General features: G+C 49.6%; 19 protein-coding genes and 1 pseudogene. 10 read left to right on the plus strand and 10 right to left on the minus strand.

The window, feature by feature from the left end:
* Nucleotides 1-78 precede the first annotated feature (78 nt).
* Nucleotides 79-1,302 carry a vWA domain-containing protein gene (locus C6W44_RS09360; RefSeq protein ID WP_105246613.1) on the plus strand — a complete coding sequence of 408 codons (1,224 nt, stop codon included), beginning with the start codon at nucleotides 79-81 and terminating at the stop codon, nucleotides 1,300-1,302.
* Nucleotides 1,303-1,646: 344 nt separating this feature from the next.
* Entirely contained in the window at nucleotides 1,647-2,855 is a 1,209-nt protein-coding gene (locus tag C6W44_RS09365; protein WP_105245131.1) for a globin domain-containing protein, read from the plus strand.
* 187 nt (nucleotides 2,856-3,042) lie between these two features.
* Here C6W44_RS09365 and C6W44_RS09370 read toward each other — a convergent pair whose 3' ends face one another.
* The 3 genes from C6W44_RS09370 to C6W44_RS09380 form a co-directional block, all read right to left on the minus strand.
* Nucleotides 3,043-3,855, minus strand: coding sequence for a phosphodiester glycosidase family protein (locus C6W44_RS09370; protein WP_105245132.1), 813 nt, complete (start codon nucleotides 3,853-3,855; stop codon nucleotides 3,043-3,045).
* A gap of 57 nt (nucleotides 3,856-3,912) precedes the next feature.
* Entirely contained in the window at nucleotides 3,913-5,715 is a 1,803-nt protein-coding gene (locus C6W44_RS09375) for an FMN-binding glutamate synthase family protein (RefSeq protein WP_105245133.1), read from the minus strand.
* A gap of 242 nt (nucleotides 5,716-5,957) precedes the next feature.
* A complete protein-coding gene (locus C6W44_RS09380) occupies nucleotides 5,958-6,785 on the minus strand; it encodes an IclR family transcriptional regulator (protein ID WP_105245134.1) in 828 nt (275 codons plus the stop codon).
* A gap of 188 nt (nucleotides 6,786-6,973) precedes the next feature.
* On the opposite strand from C6W44_RS09380, the gene C6W44_RS09385 reads away from it, so the two are divergent.
* Together C6W44_RS09385 and C6W44_RS09390 are read left to right on the plus strand one after the other, a co-directional pair.
* Nucleotides 6,974-8,158: an acyl-CoA dehydrogenase gene (locus C6W44_RS09385; protein ID WP_075101114.1), complete on the plus strand. Its 1,185-nt coding sequence runs from the start codon at nucleotides 6,974-6,976 to the stop codon at nucleotides 8,156-8,158.
* 182 nt (nucleotides 8,159-8,340) lie between these two features.
* Nucleotides 8,341-9,540: a CaiB/BaiF CoA transferase family protein gene (locus C6W44_RS09390; RefSeq protein WP_413772321.1), complete on the plus strand. Its 1,200-nt coding sequence runs from the start codon at nucleotides 8,341-8,343 to the stop codon at nucleotides 9,538-9,540.
* Nucleotides 9,541-9,585: 45 nt separating this feature from the next.
* Here the strand turns inward: C6W44_RS09390 and C6W44_RS09395 are convergent, their stop codons facing one another.
* Nucleotides 9,586-10,356: an IclR family transcriptional regulator gene (locus C6W44_RS09395; RefSeq protein ID WP_105245136.1), complete on the minus strand. Its 771-nt coding sequence runs from the start codon at nucleotides 10,354-10,356 to the stop codon at nucleotides 9,586-9,588.
* 284 nt (nucleotides 10,357-10,640) lie between these two features.
* On the opposite strand from C6W44_RS09395, the gene C6W44_RS09400 reads away from it, so the two are divergent.
* The 3 genes from C6W44_RS09400 to C6W44_RS09410 all read left to right on the plus strand — a co-directional run bounded on the left by C6W44_RS09400 (nucleotide 10,641) and on the right by C6W44_RS09410 (nucleotide 15,345).
* Nucleotides 10,641-12,116: an NAD-dependent succinate-semialdehyde dehydrogenase gene (locus tag C6W44_RS09400; RefSeq protein ID WP_105245137.1), complete on the plus strand. Its 1,476-nt coding sequence runs from the start codon at nucleotides 10,641-10,643 to the stop codon at nucleotides 12,114-12,116.
* Between the two features lie 179 nt (nucleotides 12,117-12,295).
* Nucleotides 12,296-13,558 carry a 4-aminobutyrate--2-oxoglutarate transaminase gene (gabT, locus tag C6W44_RS09405; RefSeq protein WP_105245138.1) on the plus strand — a complete coding sequence of 421 codons (1,263 nt, stop codon included), beginning with the start codon at nucleotides 12,296-12,298 and terminating at the stop codon, nucleotides 13,556-13,558.
* A gap of 344 nt (nucleotides 13,559-13,902) precedes the next feature.
* Nucleotides 13,903-15,345 carry an APC family permease gene (locus tag C6W44_RS09410; protein ID WP_105245139.1) on the plus strand — a complete coding sequence of 481 codons (1,443 nt, stop codon included), beginning with the start codon at nucleotides 13,903-13,905 and terminating at the stop codon, nucleotides 15,343-15,345.
* A gap of 129 nt (nucleotides 15,346-15,474) precedes the next feature.
* On the opposite strand, the gene C6W44_RS09415 is transcribed toward C6W44_RS09410, so the two are convergent.
* From C6W44_RS09415 to C6W44_RS13660, 3 genes are all read right to left on the minus strand, one after another.
* Nucleotides 15,475-16,848: an NAD-dependent succinate-semialdehyde dehydrogenase gene (locus C6W44_RS09415; RefSeq protein WP_105245140.1), complete on the minus strand. Its 1,374-nt coding sequence runs from the start codon at nucleotides 16,846-16,848 to the stop codon at nucleotides 15,475-15,477.
* A 65-nt stretch (nucleotides 16,849-16,913) separates the two neighbouring features.
* Entirely contained in the window at nucleotides 16,914-17,165 is a 252-nt protein-coding gene (locus tag C6W44_RS13655; RefSeq protein WP_264755635.1) for an agmatine deiminase family protein, read from the minus strand.
* A 15-nt stretch (nucleotides 17,166-17,180) separates the two neighbouring features.
* On the minus strand, nucleotides 17,181-17,549 hold the full coding sequence (locus C6W44_RS13660; protein WP_264755614.1) for an agmatine deiminase family protein: 369 nt from the start codon (nucleotides 17,547-17,549) through the stop codon (nucleotides 17,181-17,183).
* Nucleotides 17,550-17,627: 78 nt separating this feature from the next.
* Here C6W44_RS13660 and C6W44_RS09425 point away from each other — a divergent pair, with 78 nt between their 5' ends.
* Entirely contained in the window at nucleotides 17,628-18,164 is a 537-nt protein-coding gene (locus tag C6W44_RS09425; protein ID WP_227526413.1) for a gamma-glutamyl-gamma-aminobutyrate hydrolase family protein, read from the plus strand.
* 9 nt (nucleotides 18,165-18,173) lie between these two features.
* Here C6W44_RS09425 and C6W44_RS13405 read toward each other — a convergent pair whose 3' ends face one another.
* The gene (locus tag C6W44_RS13405; protein ID WP_158676708.1) at nucleotides 18,174-18,395 is read right to left on the minus strand and encodes a hypothetical protein; all 222 of its coding nucleotides are present in this window, start codon (nucleotides 18,393-18,395) and stop codon (nucleotides 18,174-18,176) included.
* Between the two features lie 4 nt (nucleotides 18,396-18,399).
* Between C6W44_RS13405 and C6W44_RS09430 the strand changes: the two genes are divergently transcribed.
* Both C6W44_RS09430 and C6W44_RS13715 read left to right on the plus strand, forming a co-directional pair.
* The gene (locus C6W44_RS09430; protein WP_227526478.1) at nucleotides 18,400-18,717 is read left to right on the plus strand and encodes a helix-turn-helix domain-containing protein; all 318 of its coding nucleotides are present in this window, start codon (nucleotides 18,400-18,402) and stop codon (nucleotides 18,715-18,717) included.
* Nucleotides 18,718-18,729: 12 nt separating this feature from the next.
* Nucleotides 18,730-18,867 (plus strand): annotated as a pseudogene (locus C6W44_RS13715) (cupin domain-containing protein); the annotation flags it as partial.
* 211 nt (nucleotides 18,868-19,078) lie between these two features.
* On the opposite strand, the gene C6W44_RS09440 reads toward C6W44_RS13715, so the two are convergent.
* Entirely contained in the window at nucleotides 19,079-20,476 is a 1,398-nt protein-coding gene (locus tag C6W44_RS09440; protein WP_227526479.1) for a glycosyltransferase, read from the minus strand.
* A 97-nt stretch (nucleotides 20,477-20,573) separates the two neighbouring features.
* A complete protein-coding gene (locus tag C6W44_RS09445; protein ID WP_105245141.1) occupies nucleotides 20,574-21,446 on the minus strand; it encodes a TIGR03915 family putative DNA repair protein in 873 nt (290 codons plus the stop codon).
* Nucleotides 21,447-21,452: the final 6 nt, after the last annotated feature.

Consider the following 21,452-nt stretch of genomic DNA (forward strand, 5'->3'; position numbering starts at 1 on the left):
AGCGTTATCTGGTGTCATATCGCTGTCAGCATGATGATGCCAATCAAACCTTATCAGCCAATAAGTGATGCGTATTTTATGTTTATCAAATTATTCTACACCCTGCGGACTTACGGCGTGCCAGTCAGCACGCGCGAGCTGCTCGATCTAAACGCTGCGCTCGAGCAGGGGCTGATGATGCAGCCGCATCCTGAAAACCCAACACTGTCTACCTTTGCCAGTCGCGAGGATATGTACCGACTGATTCGCCTCTGTATGGTCAAAGATGAGCGTCATTTTGATAAGTTTGACCGTGCCATGGCTGATTATTTTGAAGGTATCGATAGCCTAGATATCGATGAGCTGATGAGCAAGCTGACAGATATCCCAAAAGAGTGGCTCGATCTCAAGCTAGATCCCAAAAATTTGACCGAAGCGCAGCGGCGTTTGCTCAAAAAATACGGCTCGCTTGAGGAGTTGATGAAGGCACTTGAGGAGCGTCTAAAGGAGCAAAAAGAGCGTCATCAGGGCGGAAGCAAATGGGTTGGCACTGGCGGCACCTCACCGTTTGGCGCTTATGGTGATCATCCTGAAGGGGTGCGCGTCGGCGGTGAGTCGCGTAAACGCAGTGCGGTCAAAGTTTGGGAGCAGCGCAAATATCGTAACCTCGATGACGACAATCAGCTGGGTACGCGTCAGATTCAGATGGCGCTACGCAACCTGCGCCAGTTTGCCCGTACTGGTAGCGCCGACGAGCTCGATATCCATGAGACCATCAAGCGCACGGCCAAAAAAGGCGTACTCGATATTCATATGCAAGCTGAACGCCGCAATCGCGTTAAAGTATTGATGCTGTTCGATGTCGGCGGTAGTATGGACGTCCATGTCGAGGCGCTAGAAAAACTGTTTTCGGCAGCAAAAAATGAATTTAAGACCTTAGAGTTTTTTTATTTTCATAACTGTCTGTATGACTACGTCTGGAAGGACAATAACCGTCGGCACAGTGCCCCGATGCCGACTTTTGAGCTGCTCAATACCTATGGCCGTGAGTATCGCGTCATCTTTGTCGGCGATGCGTCGATGTCACCCTATGAGCTGTTTTCGGTAGGCGGTAGCGTCGAGTATATGAATAACGAAGCGGGGGTGGTATGGCTAAAACGTGTACTTGAGCACTTTGATAAAGTGGCGTGGCTCAACCCAGAAAACCCCGCGTACTGGCAATATACTCAGACCATCGGTGAAATCAAAAAGCTATTTGAGCATAAAATGTATCCGATGACGCTGCATGGGGTTGAAGAAATGACCGACTATATGGCGCGTTGATTTTATAGTAGGGTGTTGATATATATGGTTTTTTAAAGATAGTGAGCGGCTTTCAATGCTGACATTTGTCTTTATAAATCATTAGTATAGCTGGAATTAGTGTTTTTTTATAAGCAGTCATTGATATCATCATGGCTGCTTTTTTTTGCTTAAAAAACGGCTGAATAGCGATAGCGCATTGGTATACGTAATAAAATGTGTTAACATTCATTTAAAATGAATCTTATAAAGTATGTCAGCTAACTATTTAAGTCAAGCAATCTTTAATCACTTTATAAACATTTGTGAAAAGACTCATTTATCAGTAGCAACCTTTTTATATAGCAATCACTAAGAGAGTTATCATGGCTTCACCAAAAACCCTAGAAATCGTCACCGCCACCGTACCTGTACTCGAAGAGCACGGCACCGCCATCACCACGGTGTTTTATAAAAACATGTTTGCTGAGCATCCTGAGCTGCTGGATATCTTTAATGAAACCAATCAAAAGCTTGGGCGTCAGCAGACGGCGCTGGCGATGACAGTGCTGGCGGCAGCAAAGCATCTGGACAAGCTGGCAATGCTACTGCCGCAAGTCACCCAAATCAGCCATAAGCATCGAGCCCTGCAGATTTTACCTGAGCATTATCCTATCGTTGGCAAGCATCTCATCGGCGCGATAAAAGAAGTGCTGGGTGAGGCGGCAACAGATGAGATTATCCATGCTTGGACAGAGGCTTATGATGAGATTGCCTCGGTGTTTATCCAAATCGAGCAAGACATGTATGAGTCTGCGCTGTGGCAAGGCTTTGCGCCATTTACCGTAACACAAAAGACCGCGGTGGCGACGGATATTGCTGCCTTTACCGCGGTGCCCAGCAACGAGTATAAAGACGGCGATACGGCAAACCATCAAGCGATTGACTTGCATAAAATGCGCTTGAGTGCTGGACAATACATCACTGTAAAAACAGAACCCAAAGACAGCGATCACACCGCTTTGCGTCACTATTCTCTGTACTCAGCAAATACCGAAGAGGGCATCAAGTTTGCAGTCAGACGCGACAATCGCAACGCGCATCATGGCTTGGTCTCAAACCATCTGCATGACCACATAAACGTCGGTGATACGATTTTGTTATCTGCCCCTGCTGGCGACTTTGTGCTGGAGCAACACCTGATGACCCAAAATGAGGTACCACTGGTGCTGATGAGCGCAGGCGTAGGGGTGACGCCTGTACTGGCTATGTTGGAGGCGCAGATTATGGCCAATCCAAAGCGGCCGATCATCTGGGTATACGCCTGTCAAAACAAAGCCCATCACGCCTTTGCAGACAAGGTCGAGGCACTGCTAGCGAAAGCTGAAACGGTAGAGAGGCATGTTTTTTACTTTGAGTCAGGACAGCTATTGGACGCCGCATGGCTTGCCAACCTACCTAAGCCTGCGGACATTTATGTCTGTGGCTCAATGCCATTTATGGAGAGTATGATCGATGGGCTCATGACGCTCGATCATGGCGTGGATAGTGTACATTATGAGCCGTTTGGCCCCAAAATGAGTTTGGGTAGCTAATCTTGCATCGACTTTGACCAGTGGCGGCTTGGTCAATAAAATGTTAACGTTCAGCGCAGTCATGGGCGTGTCACATACAAAAGCACCTAAATATTTTTATTATTTAGGTGCTTTTTTGCGTTTGTAGTTTAGGTGTATCCTCATTTAGATGGCTAGCGATTGAATTGAGGATACGCCCTAATAGGGTCTAGTCAGAGCTGTCGACCAGTCCAATCATCACACCCATCTGTTTTTTATCGTGCCGATTGATGCTGGGCGCGTATAGAGCCGAGGCCACGCCGCCATCTAAAAACAAGGCATTCGGGCAGCCCAAGTATTCCTTAAACAAGGTCGCAAATTGATAAAAGGTCACAGGTTCGTCGCTATGGACAAACCGAATGCGGCCATCACGACAAACGCCAGCCCCGTTTCTGATTTTAGCGGATTGGCTTTCGGGGTTAAACTTTGGGTGTATCTGATCATGAATCACCAGCATCGGCCCTGATTGAGTGGCATACCATGGTTGCACTTGCCCGCCGTTTAGCTGCTCGCTGAATGCTTGAGATTCTGTGATCTGCACCTTGCCGTCACGCTCCCACCACAGTACACCATTGGGCAATAAATGAAAATTGCCACCGCCTGACTTTAGGTTTAAAGCGCGCTTTTCTACCCCTTCGATGACAGTATAGCCAATAGGGGCAAAGCGCTCATTATACATGCCAGCATTCATGGCAAAGCTGAGTGTCTGGCCGGCTGGTAGCGCCGCCAACAACTCATCAAAGCTGAGTAAAGGCTGCTTACTATCAGGCTTTTGCCAAAATAGCTGTAGTGCATGCCGCTTATCACCCAGCGCTGACGCCTCAATCGCACAGGCGCTATAAGCAAATGGTGCCTGCTGTATCTGACAGGCCCACTGCGATGAGTCGCTAGCAGCGTCAGTGGCCGCAGGGGCGCAGGCGCTGAGGCTCAGCGCGAGTAGGACCACGCTTGCTAGCGTGGCGAGTGAGGTGGCACTTGGCATCAGTCGGCGGCCTTTATTTGTGAGTACAGGATACCGCAGGTCAGCGGTGATACGCGACTAGTCATGATCAGGCGGTAAGTCGCGAAAGGTATTGTTGACGTTACCGATGAGCATGCTACCATCGATGATGTCCCCGGCGATAGCTGTGGTTTTTTCAGTTGGCGCATTGGTCTCTTTGCCTTTATCACGCGAGTCTTTGTTATAAGCGATAAGGGCGTCGTTGTTGGCCAAGAAGCTATCAGGATTGGCCATCACCCACATCTGATTAAAGACATCGGCACGCGCATTTTGTTCTAGCAAAGCCCCTTGGTCAGCAAAGTAAAAGAACTTTGAGAGAAGTTTGATTTGACCATCATCGAGGCGGCGCGCGATATGATACGGCTGCAATTGGCTTGGGTGCTGCAGACCGACTGCGCCGACGATACTGGCTAGGGACTTGAGTGTGTTTTTATGGAAGTTTGCCACGCGCTCAGCTTTGCTCGGTACATCCAGCGCTTTTTGACGATAAGGGTCTTGCGTTGCCACGCCGACAGGGCAAGTGTTGGTATGGCATGAGCGCGACTGAATACAGCCAACCGCAAACATAAAGCCACGGGCAGAGTTACACCAGTCAGCACCAAGGGCAATCATACGGGCAATATCAAATCCTGAGACAATCTTACCACTGACACCGAGCTTGATTTTGTCACGGATGCCTGCACCGACCAAGGTATTATGCACCAACAAAAACCCTTCGACCATAGGCATACCGACGTTGTCCATAAACTCAACAGGTGCGGCGCCTGTCCCGCCTTCTGCGCCATCGATGACAATAAAATCAGGATAGTTGTCGGTTTCGATCATGGCTTTGACAATCGCCATAAACTGCCAAGGCTGACCCACGCAGAGCTTAAAGCCAACTGGCTTGCCGCCCGATAGTTCACGCAGCTGCTGCCAAAATGCGACCAGCTCACGCGGCGTGCTAAACGCGCTATGTGATGAAGGCGATACGCAGTCTTGACCCATGGGTACTTGGCGGGTTTGGGCAATCTCTGCGGTGATTTTTTCGCTTGGCAAGACGCCGCCTTTACCTGGCTTGGCACCTTGTGAGAGTTTAATTTCGATCATTTTTACTTGGGGATCGACGGCTTTTTCGGCAAAAGACTGTGGGTCAAAGTTGCCATGGTCATCACGGCAGCCAAAATACCCCGTGCCAATCTCCCAAATCAAGTCGCCGCCAAACTTACGGTGATAAGGGCTGATGGCACCTTCTCCCGTATCATGGGTGAACCCGCCCATCTTGGCACCTTGATTAAGTGCCATGGTGGCGTTGGCAGACAAGCTACCAAAACTCATCGCTGAGATATTAAATACCGACATATCGTGTGGCTGCTGACAGCGCTCGCCGCCCACGATGATACGGAAGTCTTTGTTTTCTAAAGGTTGGCTGACCGCTGATTGCAAAAACCACTCTTTGCCTTGCGTATATAGATTGTCCAAAGTACCAAAAGCATTGGTATCGCTGACGTTTTTGGCGCGTTGATACACAAGGGCGCGCTGCTGACGCGAAAACGGCACTTGTTCTTTGTCGTCTTCTAACAAATACTGACGAATCTCAGGACGAAAATCCTCTAGCACATAGCGAATGTGACCTGCCACAGGGTAGTTGCTCAAGATAGAGTGCTTGGACTGAATCAAATCATAAATGCCAAGTGCCACGCCAAAACCACCAAAAAATATGAGCCACCAGTTGACTAGTAATAGCCCCGCCAAAAAAATCAAAATAGCAGCGCCAAAGGTGCTATAGCGCAGCAGCAAGCCCATCAAATAAGGTGAGCTGGTCTTGGGTTCTGGGTTCAAATTGGTACGAGATTGGGGCATAACGACACTCAACAGTGATACATAGATATTAAAAAAGCGATAACAATTCACAGAGATGGCCGACAAAAAACCACTCTGTTATTATCATCGCTATTAGATGTAGATAAAGCGCTCAAACTGCTCGCTTATATTATGCGCCTATGATATCACTGCTGGGTGTTAATTGGGTAACAGAGTGCTAATAACTGGCAGTTTAATGCGTCTCTTTTTTTGGGTGCGCATGTGAACCAATCCTTTGCGTCTCACTCGCCGCGGCCGATCTTGAGCGCCAGTGCTTGTAGTTTTGGTACGATCATCTTTGCATACTCATCAGCATCCCAGTTGGCTCTGGGCACGCTAGCATTTAGCGAATAAGCGTATCGCCCAGTAGCGACGTCAAATACCCCAACCGCGACCGCCAATATATCGGTAGAAAACTCTCCGTCAGACAATGTATAGCCGTGCGCATCATAATGTGCCACAGCGGCATCCAGCGCCGTTTGTGCGTGCTGATAGTCTGTGTCAGACAAATGCGCGTGTAGGTTGTCTTTGATGACAGCTTGCCGAGCTTTGGTGCTGACGGCATAAAACGCGCGTCCAATCGCCGTACGAGCCACAGGCACGGCAGAGCCGACTTGTAGATTGACAGACAGGCGGGCAGGGCTACGACAGCAAGCGTGATAGCGCATCTCTCCTTCGACTTCGGTGGCCAGATTCACCGATACTTCATTGCTACTGGCAAACTGCCGTAGCAGCGGCTCGGCGGTCGCCACCATATCGTGACGACTCCATGCCGTTGCACTCAGGCGCACGGCACTACTGCCTAGCTCATACTGTCCGTGTTCTGTCGTGCGCAAAAACCCAAGGGTGAGAAGCGTATGAATCAGGCGAGTCACCGTGGCTTTTGGTAGATGAGTCATCTGACAAAGCTGCTGATGGCTCAGCTGCTCGTGCTGTTCAAATGCGGCCAGTAGTATCAGCCCGCGGCCAAGCGCGGTGACAAATTGACGGTCATTGTCGTCTTTGCTTTGGATGAGAGCGTTACTCATACGCGTCAGTAAAGAGGGGGCGGCTGTTAAAGAATTAGACATTTTTGCCTCATTTTTTTGATAAAGGTTTACAGCGTGACAAAATTTTGCTTAAATAGTTTTTATTGTGAAACTAAGTTTCGCACAGCGGAATTGAAAAGTCAATAATTGGTTGAGTCCGGTTATCAGCGTTATTACCATCCATTTATTATTACTCATCGATCAGGAAGATCGATATCAAGGAGACCCACATGGCAACATCTACGCGTCCAAGTTTTGATTGGCAAGATCCGTTTTTATTGCGTGACCAACTCACTGACGAAGAACGTATGGTGACAGACAGTGCGCGTCAGTTTTTTCAAAAAGAGCTGATGCCAAATATCATCGACGCCAACCGCAATGAGCATTTTGACCGCAACATCATGCGCCAGATGGGCGAGATGGGGCTGCTGGGTGTCACCATCGAAGGCTATGGCTGTGCAGGTCTGTCGAGCGTCGCTTATGGTTTGATTGCCAAGGAAGTAGAGGCGGTGGACTCAGGCTACCGCTCGGCGATGAGCGTACAGTCAAGCCTTGTCATGCATCCTATCCATGCGTATGGCACAGAGGAGCAAAGAGAGAAGTATCTACCAAAGCTGGCAACGGGCGAGTATGTCGGCTGCTTTGGTTTGACCGAGCCGGATTCAGGCTCAGACCCTGCGTCTATGTCGACGCGAGCGCGTGCGGTTGAGGGCGGCTATGAGCTGACAGGCAATAAAATGTGGATCACCAACAGTCCCATTGCCGATGTGTTTGTCGTTTGGGCAAAAGACGATGCAGGCGACATTCGTGGCTTTATTTTAGACAAAGGCATGAAAGGCTTATCAGCACCAAAAATCGAAGGCAAGTTCTCACTACGTGCTTCAGTGACAGGTGAGATTGTCATGGATAAGGTGTTTGTCCCTGAAGCCAATGCTTTCCCAGATATCCGCGGACTTAAAGGGCCTTTCGGCTGCTTAAACAAAGCCCGTTATGGTATCGCGTGGGGCTCGATGGGCGCAGCTGAGTTTTGCTGGCAAGCGGCGCGTCAGTACACGCTAGATCGTAAGCAGTTTGGTCGTCCACTGGCCGCAACGCAGTTGGTGCAGCTCAAACTTGCCAATATGCAAACAGAGATCGCCCTTGGTTTGCAAGCGGCACTGCGCGTTGGCCGTTTGATGGATGAAGACAACGCTGCCCCTGAGATGATTTCACTGATCAAGCGCAATAACTGCGGTAAAGCGCTAGACATCGCTCGTGTGGCACGTGACATGCATGGCGGCAATGGTATCTCTGATGAGTTCCATATCATTCGCCACGTCATGAACCTAGAGGCGGTCAACACCTACGAAGGCACGCACGATATCCATGCCTTAATCTTGGGGCGTGCGCAAACAGGCTTGCAAGCGTTTTATTAATCAGTACCGCTGATCTTATGTATGTTACTGCTTGGCCTAGTGCTTGCTGAGCAGTGGCGTACATTTTTTAGTTGCGATGCGTCATTTGTTTATCTGGAGCGATAGGTCATGAGATGACGCATCACAATTGTATGTATATAAAAAATAGCGTATACGCGCACACCAAATGATAAGGGATGATTATGACTGAGATGGCAAAAGGGGCATTGCACGGTATCAAGGTGCTCGATTTATCAAGAGTATTGGCAGGTCCTTCTTGTACGCAGGTACTTGCAGATTTGGGTGCTGAGGTCATCAAGGTCGAGCGTCCCAATGTCGGTGATGAGACACGGCACTGGGCACCGCCTAAGTTCAGCGACGGCACATCAGCCTACTACGCCACCATCAATCGTAATAAAAAATCCCTAACGGTCGATATCACCACCGCTGCGGGTCAAACCATCATTAAGCAGTTGGCTGCTGACAGCGATATCGTCGTCGAAAACTTTAAGGTAGGCGGTCTAAAAAAGTACGGCTTAGATTATGACAGTCTCAAGCAGGGTAATCCGCGCTTGATTTATGCATCCTTGACAGGGTTTGGGCAGACAGGGCCTGATGCCAAGCGTCCGGGTTATGACTATATCATTCAAGGGCTATCAGGGCTGATGAGCATCACAGGGCCAAGTGATGGCGAGCCGCACAAAGTCGGGGTGGCGGTGGTGGATCTGTTTGCAGGACTGCAGCTGACCATTGGTATCCAAGCGGCACTACTGGCGCGTCAGCGTACCGGTTTTGGTCAGCATGTCGATGTGGCCCTGTTAGACAGCGCCTTAGCCATGCTGGCAAACGTCGGCATGAATCATTTGGCGTCGAACCAAATACCACCAAGGCTCGGCAACCAGCACCCCAATATCGTCCCCTATCAAGTGTTTGCGGGGGCAGGCGATGCACACTTTGTCTTGGCGTGTGGTAATGACAGTCAGTTTGCCAAGCTCTGCGCGCTACTCGGTGTGGATTGGCATACAGATAGCCGCTATATGACCAACCCTGCCCGTGTGACGCACCGTGACGAGCTATGTGAGGCGCTGGCCGAGAAGTTTGCACAGCAGCCGCGCGCATATTGGTTGGCGGCTTTGGAGCAGGCAGGCATTCCTTGCGGGGCGATCCATAATATCAGCGAAGCTCTAGCCATGCCGCAAGCGCTGGCCCGCGAGATGGTGGTCGATTTTAGCGAGCAAGGCAGTCCTGTGTGCGCGCTTGGTAGCCCGATCAAGCTGTCGGCGTCGCCGGTCAGTTATCGTACGCCGCCGCCGCGCCTGAGCGAACATACCGATAGTACGCTTGCAGAGTTGGGCTATGACAGCGAAATGATCACCAAACTAAAAGCTGATGGGATTGTTTAAGCTAGCCCCTTCTCTTAATTAAGAATAGAAGCAACTAAGTAGCTACTATGCTGAATGCTTCGCTTTAAAGCCCAAACGCTGCTCAATCTGTTCGGCCAGCTCAATCAACACGGTACTGACGTCAGCGCGCTTGGACTCGTACTCTGCTTGCAAAAAACTAACCGCCATGCCAGCGATAGCATGGCCTGAGGCGTTACGGATATAGGTGCCAAGACAATACATGCCCTCACGCAGTTGCCCATCATCAAGTGAGATACGGCTGTCTTTGATGGCGGACAGCTCGGTCGACAAATCAGTAAAGTTATCGACGCCATGCGGCGTGATAGGTTTAGGAAAGCCGCTGGCATAGATGGATTGAATGCTGTCCATCGACAAGGTTGAAAGCATGGCTTTGCCTGTGGCCGAAAACACTGCAGGCACGCGAACACCCGCGCGAAAAGTAAAACCAAGTGGCGCAGGCGCTTCATGACAAGCCAAAAACACCACTTCTCCCAAATCAAGCTTAGACAACGTCACGGTATGCTGGAGCAAGATGGGGTAATGTACGATAAGGTCTTTGAATAACTGAATAACGCCTTGCTGCTGCTCGTATTTACCCGCCCAGTACATCAGATATGAGCCTAAATGAAAGCGGTTGTCGCTGTCTTTATAGATGACGTGCTTGGCAAGTAAGCTTTGCAAAATATTGTGGGTGGAGCTGCGCGGTAGATCCAGCGCCTTAGCAATATGAGCAGCCGTCAGTGGCTGGCTGCTATCGGTGATCAAATCTAGTATTTGAAAGGTTTTGTCCAAGGCAGGAACGGCGGCTGTGCTCATAAGTAACCTATAAAAGTCAGTAAAATGAAGGTGATAAAAAAATAACACCATAAATTATCACGAAAATGATAATAGGGGTTGCAAATGGTTAGGCATCGTTCTTATAATGATGTCTCATATATAGAATGATTGTTCAGTATATTGAACAATAAAGCAGTTATCAATCATTATTTATATAGACTCTTTTTATATAGATCATATAAACCCTGTTATCGACCGTCATTTATGTACCGCGATAGAGTTGTAGTGTTTTCTACACTCTATCACTGACAAGGAGCGTCACAATGTTACAACAGCCACATACGTTACCACTCTCCAACCCAGACTTGCTCAAACAGCAGTGCTTGATTAAAGACGGCTGGCATGTCGCAAGCAGCGAAGAGACGCTGGATGTGAGCAATCCGTTTAATGGCGAGCTTATCGGTACGGTACCAAGCTTGACCACTGAAGATGTCAACGATGCCGTGGCCGCCTCTCACGACGCCCAAATCGCTTGGGCTGCCAAAACTGCACAAGAGCGTGCTACCTTATTGCAAAAGTGGGCTGACCTGATCGATGCCAATAAAGAAGATTTGGCCATCATCATGACCGCAGAGCAAGGCAAGCCCTTGACTGAGTCACGCGGCGAGGTAGGTTATGCCAACAGCTTTATCCGCTGGTTTGCCGAAGAAGGCAAACGCGTCTACGGCGATGTCATTCCTGCCAACCAAGCAAAATTGCGCCATGTCATTTTGAAGCAGCCCGTCGGCGTCTGTGCGGCCATCACCCCTTGGAACTTTCCAGCGGCGATGATTACCCGCAAAGCGGCACCGGCGCTCGCAGCAGGTTGCACCATGATCATCAAGCCTGCAACCGAAACGCCATTTTCGGCGCTAGCCCTTGGAGCATTGGCCGAGCAAGCAGGTATCCCAGCAGGCGTTATCCAAGTGGTGACGGGCAAATCTTCCACCATCGGCGATATTCTCACCGGTGATGCACGCATTCATAAGCTGTCATTTACTGGCTCTACGGAAGTGGGTCGTACCTTGATGGCACAGTGCGCGCCAACCATCAAAAAACTGTCGCTCGAGCTGGGTGGTAATGCCCCATTTATCGTTTTTGATGATGCTGATTTAGAAGCCGCCGCTGATGGCTTAATCGCCTCTAAATATCGCAACGCCGGTCAAACCTGTGTCTGTGCCAACCGCGTCTATGTACAAGAGAGCATCAAAGACAAGTTTCTTGACGTGTTTGTCAAAAAAGTCGCTGAGCTCAACGTCGGCAATGGTATGGACGAAGGCGTGGATATCGGCCCGTTGATCAACAAAAAAGCTTTGGAGAAAGTGCAAGCGCTGCTAAAAGACGCTTTAGACAAAGGCGCGACGCTTATCACTGGCGGCAGCACCAACGGTGCTTCAGAGCTGACTTACAACCCAACCGTCATCACTGATATCAGCGCTGAGATGGATATCGCCTCTGAAGAGATTTTTGGCCCCATCGCCACCATCTTTACCTTTGACGACGAAGCAGATGTCATCCGTCAAGCAAATGACACCATCTACGGCTTGGCCGCTTATTTTTATAGTGGCAGCTATGCGCGCTCATGGCGTGTCACAGAAGGGCTGGAGTACGGCATCATCGGTCATAATACCGGCCTTATCTCCACAGAGGTTGCTCCATTTGGCGGTGTCAAACAATCAGGTTTTGGCCGCGAAGGCTCAAAATACGGCATCGAAGAGTATGTAGTGACCAAGTACTGGTGCTCTGATGTCAGTGACTAATCGCACCTAGCATACGCTGCTTTTTATTTAACCATTTCATTTTAATGCGGCATCGTCGCAGCTCAAGGGACTCAGACGCTCGTCAGAGTGATGCGTCCCATCTATTGTTTGTACTGATCCCATAAACCGCCATGACGCAACTGGCACCTACGCAAAAAAGAAAGAAAAAGGACCTTCTTATGACAATCACCAATCAATCATTACTCGAGCGCCGTAAAGCTATTCTACCAACTGGACTTGGTGTGGCCTTTCCTGTCTTTGCAGAAAAAGCCAAAAACTCAGAAGTTTGGGATGTAGAAGGCAATCGCTATATCGACTTTATCGGCGGTATCTCTGTACTTAACACCGGCCACAGCCACCCCAAAATCACCCAGCGCGTCCATGAGCAGCTAGACAAGTTTACCCATACCGCCGCGCAAATCATGAACTACGAGTGCTATGTCGATCTGGCCGAAAAGCTCTGCGAAAAAGCGCCCATCAGCGGTGACAAAAAAGCCTTGTTTTTGACCACTGGCGCAGAGGCGGTCGAAAACTGCGTCAAGATTGCTCGTGCCAAAACTGGGCGTCCAGGTATTATCTCTTTTGTCGGTGGCTGGCATGGCCGCACCTCCATGTGCATGAGCTTGACAGGTAAAGTATTACCATACAAAAAGAACTTCGGTCCGATGCCAGGCCCTGTGTTTCATGCTTTATTTCCAGCAGAAGAGCTGAACGTCACCGAAGCCCAAGCCCTGCATAGCCTTGAGATGATTTTTCAAGCAGACATCGACCCTAGCGAAGTGGCCGCAATGATCATCGAGCCGGTACAAGGCGAGGGCGGTTTTCACCAAGTGACGCCGTCATTTGCCAAAGCGCTGCGCGAGATTTGTGATGAGCATGGCATCGTTCTTATCTTTGATGAAGTGCAGTGCGGTTTTGCTCGTACAGGCACCTTGTTTGCTGGTGAGCAATTGGGCGTTGAGCCAGATCTTATGACCAGTGCCAAGAGTTTGGCAGGTGGTTATCCTATCTCTGCGGTCATCGGCCGTGCTGATATCATGGATGCACCGCAAGTTGGCGGTTTGGGCGGCACATACTCTGGCAACCCGCTTGCCTGTGTGGCCGCTTTGGCCGTGATGGAAGTCATCGAAGAAGAAAACCTACTGGCGCGTAGTGTAGAGATTGGCGATAAAATCGCAACTTTCTTAAAAGGCTTAAATTTAAGTACTATCGGTCATATCCGCTACAAAGGCGCGATGTTGGCATTTGAATTGATCGATAGTGATGGCAAGCCGGATGCCGCAGCAACTGCTGCTCTAAAAGCCAAAGCCTTTGAGCAAGGCTTGCTGCTTGCCTCTTGCGGTATGTACGGCAATGCCATCCGTGTGATGGTGCCGCTGACAGTCGAAGATGAAGTACTCCAAGAAGGCCTAGATATCATCAAAAATATCTTAACCGCCTAGTTTATGTTTTTAACTCAATCGGTGGTCATCTACCTTGGCTTACGATTGAATCCTGTATGGTGTGATGTACCCTTGTCAATTAAGCGGTGTTCTTGGTTGGCAGCGCTAGGTTTATACAGCAAGATTGCCCATGATGGCACTCGCTTTGAGTACATTTTTTCTAACGGCGTCTTGCAAGTCAAGACGCCGTTGCTGTTTTTGTCGTTTGCCTATTAAGCAAGATGCAAACGACGGCATGGACAAAGAGGGATATATGATAATTATGAAGGGTTCTATCCCGCTAAACAAAAGATAGTGTAACCATCAAAGGTTCACACGGATGACACACAGACAAGGAGTAGGTTATGTCTGAATTAAAAAAATCGTTAGGGACGCTAGATATTATTGCCTTAGCATTCGGTGCTATGGTTGGCTGGGGCTGGGTAGTCTTGGCTGGCGGTTGGATTTTGTCTGCAGGAACGTGGGGCGCAATGCTGGCGTTTTTGATAGGCGGTTTGGCCGTGATACTAATCGGTGTGACGTATGCTGAGCTGGCCGCTTCTATGCCGATTACAGGCGGCGAGCATACTTATACGCATCGAGCGCTGGGGGTAAATATCTCCTTTATCTGCTCATGGAGCATTTTATTTGGGTATTTTTCGGTGGTGGCGTTTGAAGCGGTCGCCCTGCCAACGGTGGTCGAGTATTTTATTCCCAATTACAACCAAGGCTATCTTTGGACCATCGCCGGCTGGGATGTCTATGCCACCTGGGTAGGCGTCGGTATGCTGGGTTCGATTATTGTCACTTGGCTAAATATTCGTGGTATGGAAGTCAGTGCATGGTTCCAAAAAACAGCGGTACTGGGTATTTTATTTGTCGGTACGCTACTGTTTATCGGTGCGGTACTGTTTAATCCTGAAAATACAAACTCTGTACAAGCCCCCGCCTTTATCGCTGGTATCGGCGGTATTATGGCCGTCATCGTGATGGTGCCTTTTATGTTTGTCGGGTTTGATGTCATCCCGCAGGCAGCAGAAGAGATTGACCTGACGCGTCCCAATATTGGCAAGTTTTTGATTGTTTCTATCATTGTGGCGGTGTTGTGGTATGTGGGTATTGCGTGGAGTGTGGGCACCACTTTACCGCTGATACAAGCAGAGAATTCAACGCTTGCGACCGCAGATGCGATGACCAATGCTTGGCAGGGCAAGTGGGCTGGTATCTTATTGGTTATCGGCGGTGTACTGGGTATTTTATCCAGCTGGAATGCCTTTTTGATCGGTGGCAGCCGTCTACTTTATGCCATGTCAAAAGCACATATGTTGCCAGCGTTTTTGGGCAAGCTGCATCCTAAATATAACACACCCGCCAATGCGATCTTATTAATCGGAGGTCTTGCGACGCTTGCGCCATTATTTGGTCGCAAGATGCTGGTATGGATCGTCGATGCAGGCGGTTTTGGGATTGTCATCGCTTATAGCTGTGTAGCGATATCCTTTTTGGTGCTGCGTTACCGCGAGCCTGATATGGTACGTCCATTTAAGATACCTGCAGGTAAGCTGGTCGGTATGGTGACGATTGCGCTGAGCATTGGTCTATTGATGCTATATATGCCAGGCATGCCATCAGCGCTGACCGCAGTTGAGTGGTGGATCTTCCTTGGCTGGACGGTGCTGGGCATTGTGTTATATAGCTATGCACGTATCAAATACCCTGGTATCAGTGAGTCGATCATGGCAGAAGAGTTGCGTCAATTAAAGATCGTCAACCAACTGTGGCTCAAGGACAACCCGCCTAAACGCTAAGATCGGTAAAGAGAGCCGCTCTGAAAATAGAAAGAAAGCTTAAAAACAGAGGGTTTCTCATCGCCCAAAACAGCAGCCTGACAGTTCATGTTAGGCTGCTGTTTTGTCATTGGGCGTGGCCAAGGTGCATTAAGACTTGTCACGAATCAGCTTATGGTTTAAAAACTCAGTGATACCCAGCGTGCCAAGCTCGCGGCCAAACCCTGAGCGTTTGACCCCGCCAAATGGCGTATTTGCCTCGCTACCAGAAGGGGCGTTGATGGTCACCATACCGACGTCTAGCTTGTCGGCGATATCAGCAGCCAAGTCAGCATCTTGCGTCTGAATAGAAGCGCCAAGACCAAATGGCACGTCGTTGGCGATCTGGATAGCATGCTCGATATCACGCGCCTTATAGACGACGGCCACAGGACCAAACAACTCCTCACGGTAGACATCCATCGACTCATCGACATCAGTCAGAACGGCAGGCGTAAACCACGCGCCGGGTTTGTCTTTGATCATCCCGCCCTCGACCAGTACCGTGGCACCGGCTTTGATGGCGCTGTCTAACTGTGCTTGTAAGTTGGTCGCGGCGGCTTTTGAGGACATTGGGCCGATAAAGGTGCGCTCATCAAGGGGGTCTGCCAGTGTCATGTCGCGGACGGCATTGGTAAAGCCCTCAACGAATTTGTCATAGACCGACTCGATGATGATCAGGCGCTTGGCTGCATTACAGGCTTGTCCGGTATTGCCAAACCGCCCTGAGATTGCCCCTTTGACGGCTTGCTCGATATCGGCATCGGCCGCGACGATAAACGCATCTGAGCCGCCAAGCTCTAAGACGACTTTTTTGAGCGCGCCGCCAGCTATTTTGGCAACCGCTTGGCCTGCGCGCTCAGAGCCTGTCAGCGAGACGCCTTGTACGCACTCGTCTTCAATAATAGTGGCGGCTTGCTCGTTGGTGGCAAACACGTTGTTGTAGACGCCCTTAGGCAAGCCTGCGTCCTTTAGAATGTCGACGATGGCTTCTGCGGTTTTGGGGCACTGTGGCGCGTGCTTTAGGATAATGGTGTTGCCCGCCATGAGGTTTGGCGCGGCAAATCGCGCGACCTGATAATGAGGGTAGTTCCACGGCATGATGCCAAGTAACGCCCCGACAGGGTGCTTCTCGACAGAGGCGCGACCGCGATCGACCTCGATGATACTTGGCGCAAGTAGCTGCTCGGCATTATCGGCATAGTAGCGATAAATCTCAGCCACCAAGCCAATCTCACCTTTGGCCTGCGCTACGGGTTTGCCCATCTCTGTGGCGACGATGCGCGCCAGCGTATCTTGGCGCTCAAGATACAGATCAGCGACCTTGTGCAATAAAGCACTGCGCTCGTCAAATGACACTTGACGCCAGTCTTTATAAGCGTTATCGGCTTGCTCAATGGCGTTTTGGATGTCTTGCTCAGAGGCGGCCGGATAAGTGGCTTCTACTTCGCCCGTGGCTGGGTTATTTACTTGATAGTCGCTCATATATATTCCTTAGTTAGCGTTAAAATCCGTTTAGGTTTTTTGCCTAGTCGCTTAAGTTTATCTGTTTAAGCAAGGCATTTGGGTTGCTGCTGGGTAATACAGTGGATATTACCACCACCATAGACAATCTCTTTGGTACGTACGCCTACTAACTGATGCTGCGGAAAGATTTTTTCAAGCTGAGTAATGGCCAAGCTGTCATGGACATCATCATATTGCGGCACGATAATGGCATTATTGCAGATCAAAAAATTGGCATACGAGGCGATACAGACATCGCCTGCATGGCGCGCTTTGGCATCGTCAGATTGTTCAATCTCATAGTCACCGCCCTAAGCATTAAAGGTCCAATCACAAGCGCGCAGCTCACCTTTATCGTTGAGCAAAAACGTCGGCACGATATCACGCGCCCACGCGTCGTTGCTGGGCATAGCGATGACCTCGATATCGGCGGGTAAGCGTGCGCGGCAGGCGAGATAATCAGTAGGACTGACCAATACGCCGACGTCACAAAACTTACGAATCGCCCGTGCGACATCGGCATATGCGGCCTTTGCCGGTGCCGCGTTTTGCCGCCAGTTATCGGCCCTGTATGGCCAGATTATCCAGACTTTTTTTATCGGCGCAAACTCTGCTGGCATAAAAAAGCCGTCTTGCTGCGGCACAGAGTCTGTGATTAATAAATTGGAAGATAATGACATATAAACGTACCTCAGGTTCAGGCAAATCAGTTTGTAATCTTATGACAGTCTTATGAGCCAGTATGCCATTAGCCATGTGTGAGCAATGTGGCGCCGACGCGGTACGGAGCGACGCACCTCGAAGCCAAGCAAGATCTTGGGCGAGATGAGCTGAGTTTTAAGCTGCTCGCCTACGCCGACAAGACAAACATGCCGCTGCTGGCAGTGTGCCGTGGTCTGCAAGAGATGAATGTTCATTTTAAAGGCACACTTCACCCTGATTGGCGCGAGGTAGAAGGGTTTTATGAGCCGCACTTAGAAGACAGCAATCAGCCGCTCGAAGTGCAGTATCAGCCCGTCCATGACGTTATCATCGAGCCTGCAGGTAGGCTGGCGGCGTTTGGCAAAAAATGGCATGTGAACTCCTTGCACAAACAAGCCATCAATAAAGTCGGTGAGCGCTTGTTGGTAGAGGCGCTGGCACCTGATGGCCTAGTCGAGGCGATCAGCTTATCTGAGCATCCATTTATGATTGGTGTGCAGTGGCATCCTGAGTTAAACTATGAAAAAGACAACTTGTCCAAGTTTCTATTCACGGAATTTATTCACTATGCCAGCAAACAACGCACTGAATAACTAAGAAGATCATAGAGATACCAACACCCCTGATGCCAGCTGTGACGCCAGTACCGATACCGATAATGAGGCGAATAACGATGCCGATGCCAGTAAAGGAATCGATAATGAAGGCGATGATAAGGGGGCCGATGACGACAGTGTTTGCAGCGATGATGACGCAGGAGACGATAGTCTGCCGAGCGCCGCGCCCGCCGAGACAGAGGCGTCTGTTGAAGAAGATATCGGCAAAAAAATCAACCAATTACGCTTGGCTAAAGGCTACTCACAGCGCAAGCTGGCCAAGCTGGCAGGGCTGACCAATACCTCTATCAGCTCTATAGAGCGCAACAAAGTTAGCCCAGCGGTCAATACGCTAAAGGCGATTTTGACTGTGCTTGGCTCTGATCTGACCACGTTTTTTAGTGATGAATGGAAAGAGCCAAAAGCCCGTGTGGTGGTCACACCAAAAGACTTGCTAGAGCTGAGTGAGGCGGGTAGTCGGGTGTCGCTAAAACAAGTGTATAACTGCAGCACCACAAAAAACTTGGGGTTTTTGATTGAGACTTATTAGCCTAATAGTTCGACAGAAGAAAAAATCGCCCACGAGGGCGAGGAGATCGGCACGGTTATTGAAGGCAAGATTTTGATCCGTGTCGAAGAGACCACCTATCTGCTCAATCAAGGCGACAGCTATAGTCAGTTCAAAACAAAACTGTCATAAGTTCCAAAGCGCTACTGGGAGGAATTTTTCGCAGCCTCTGTGTATACAGCACGCAAGGAAAATTTATACCAGTAGCGCTATAACATTTTTAAATTGAATCTACTATATGTAATCGATACGATGAAGCCGCATACTTTTATTAACCCAAGCGACAGTATCACCCGTATCGTCAGTGCGCACACGCCGACGACTTACTAAGTCAGCGCTGCTGTCATGGTGGGTTGTTGTTTGATACTGTGTCGTCTGCTGCCTTAGCGCTTGAAGCGTCTGAACGTAAAGTGTCTGAGTCTAAAGTGGTCGGCTCTGACTGTGGCTGTGTCTCTGGTTTCGGCTTGGGCTTTTCTTTACTAAGTTTAATTTTTGTATGGTTATCGATTGGGTCGATTTTTACATAAGTAGACTCAGGGATGGATTTTGCTACTCGCTTAAGGCTTTTATTGATTCGTTTGACCGCTGCGGCGTCCTGTGCCGCTTGCTCCTCAGCCAGTGATGCGTCATACAGTGATTGATAAACCTCAAGAGTCGCCTCAATCATCTCACGCATGGTAAATTTGGTGGTCATCTCAGGGCGCGTGACACTCTCTAGCTGATTGCGAACCGCTTTACAAAGTGCCTTGGCATTGTACTTTTTGACCAGCCCTTGGGGATATAACGGCTGTAATATCTCACTGAATGCCGCTTGATCCCAGCCAATGACGGGGGTGCCTAGGTGAATCGCTTGTAGGGCGTTGATACCAATGGACTCAGGCTCATTGGCGAGCGCCATGACGATATTGGCCGCTGATAGCCACTCGCGCATGTCATTGCGCTTGCTACCCACGTAGGTGATGCGCTCGGCCAGCCCAAGTGTATTGGTACGCTGCCGAAAGTCCTCGTGTACCACGTCACCATCTCTATAATCATCGTCCATGATGATGACATGAATATTGGGAAATTGCTCCTGCAAATTGCCCAAAATATCAATCAGCCACTCTTGACCATATTCATTACCAATGATGGTGGGAAATACCAGCCATTTTTTGTGCTCAAGCTCAGGATACTCGGCAAAGGTGTGCCGTAGCCAATAGACAGATGGATTGTGCCGATAAGGGTAACGGCGGGTGTCGACGCCGCGGTAAATACGTTTGATGACCTTGGGTCCTGCGTCTTCTCGGCGCAGGCCTTTTTTTAGGTAGTTAGTGACACTATCGGAGACAGTAATCATGATGTCGACATCGAGCAGCGCTTGGGAGTATTTATTGATCGGATAAAAGCCGTACATGGTCGACACCAGCTTGGGCATGCGCTTTAGGCGCGCGCGGCGCAAGGCAAGATGTAGTATCCATGCAGGCGTACGCGAATGCAAATGTATCACATCGGGGTCGTATTTTTCGATCAGATGGCGTAGGGCGTTGACGCGCAGCAACGACAGCCACGATTTTTTGTTCATGTGCAGCTGATGATAATGGTTGCCATCACGCTTGAGACGTTTGACCAGATCGTTTTCTTCATCGGCGCTTGAGACGATGATAGAGGTGTGACCGTTTTTGACCAAGGCGCGGCCAAGATGAAAAATACCGCGCTCGGATTCATCATGCTTTAAAGACGATAATAAGCGCATCACTTTCATAGCAGCGAGGGTCACCAAATCAAATATTAAGTTGCTATTGTCAGTTAAAAGTGGCAAAAACTCAACCACGAAGATAAAGGATGGGAACGAAAAAACATTAGCGCCGCTTTTGGATATGCTCGGCATTGGGTAGTATTTGTTTTTCGCTCAAGTATTTCCAGTAGCGCTGCGGTAAGTATTGCCGATGCAGGCGTGGGTTTTTGCGCTCAGTTATATTGACGTTGGTAAAATAGCCTTGCCAAAACTGCTGATAGCGCCGCTCATCTGCGCTATGAATGCTGGCAGGGCGGCGCAGGACGGCATCATCTAGATCAGTGATGGTCTGCAAGGCGGCAGGGCGCGTGGCTGTACTGTTGCTTTTGTCATAATAAATGCCGTAGCCGCGCGTTATATCATAAATCGCCCAATGCTGGTCCTGATAGCGCTGCCGAAAATGCTCACCTATGAGTGGCAACACATTAAAGTCCGGCTCCACGCGGGCGAAGTAAATATCATCGGTGGTGTGCTCAAAGCGCACAAAGGCTTCCATGCGGTGTTTTTCACGGCCGACAGATTTGACCGTTTGCACCAGCTCGAGCACATGCAAATTGCCGACATCCTGCATGATATGGCGATTGGGATAATCGATGGCGTATTTGACCACCCAAAATAATGTTGTGCCGATGTGCTCTTTTTCTGATAAAAACCCCCAAAGCAAGTTGCGCATACCTGAGCGGCCGAGCAGCTGGTTTAGCTTGACTAGCACGCGCTCAGCATGTTCCTCATTAGGCACAACGCTGGTTGCTTGAGCAATCAATGAGGGTACATAACAGTCTTGGGCAATTAATTGTAGTGCTTCATCGTCATGTAATTTATTAGCATAAACATAGAAGACAGCACTTAACCACCCTTCAAAACTTGGCTCATAAAGCACAATACTGGGTGTCAATTGACCAACAGGGTACGCGGTGTTTGGGGCCAGCTCTAGCATATATGC

Source organism: Psychrobacter sp. Marseille-P5312, from assembly GCF_900291405.1.
Lineage (GTDB): Bacteria > Pseudomonadota > Gammaproteobacteria > Pseudomonadales > Moraxellaceae > Psychrobacter > Psychrobacter celer.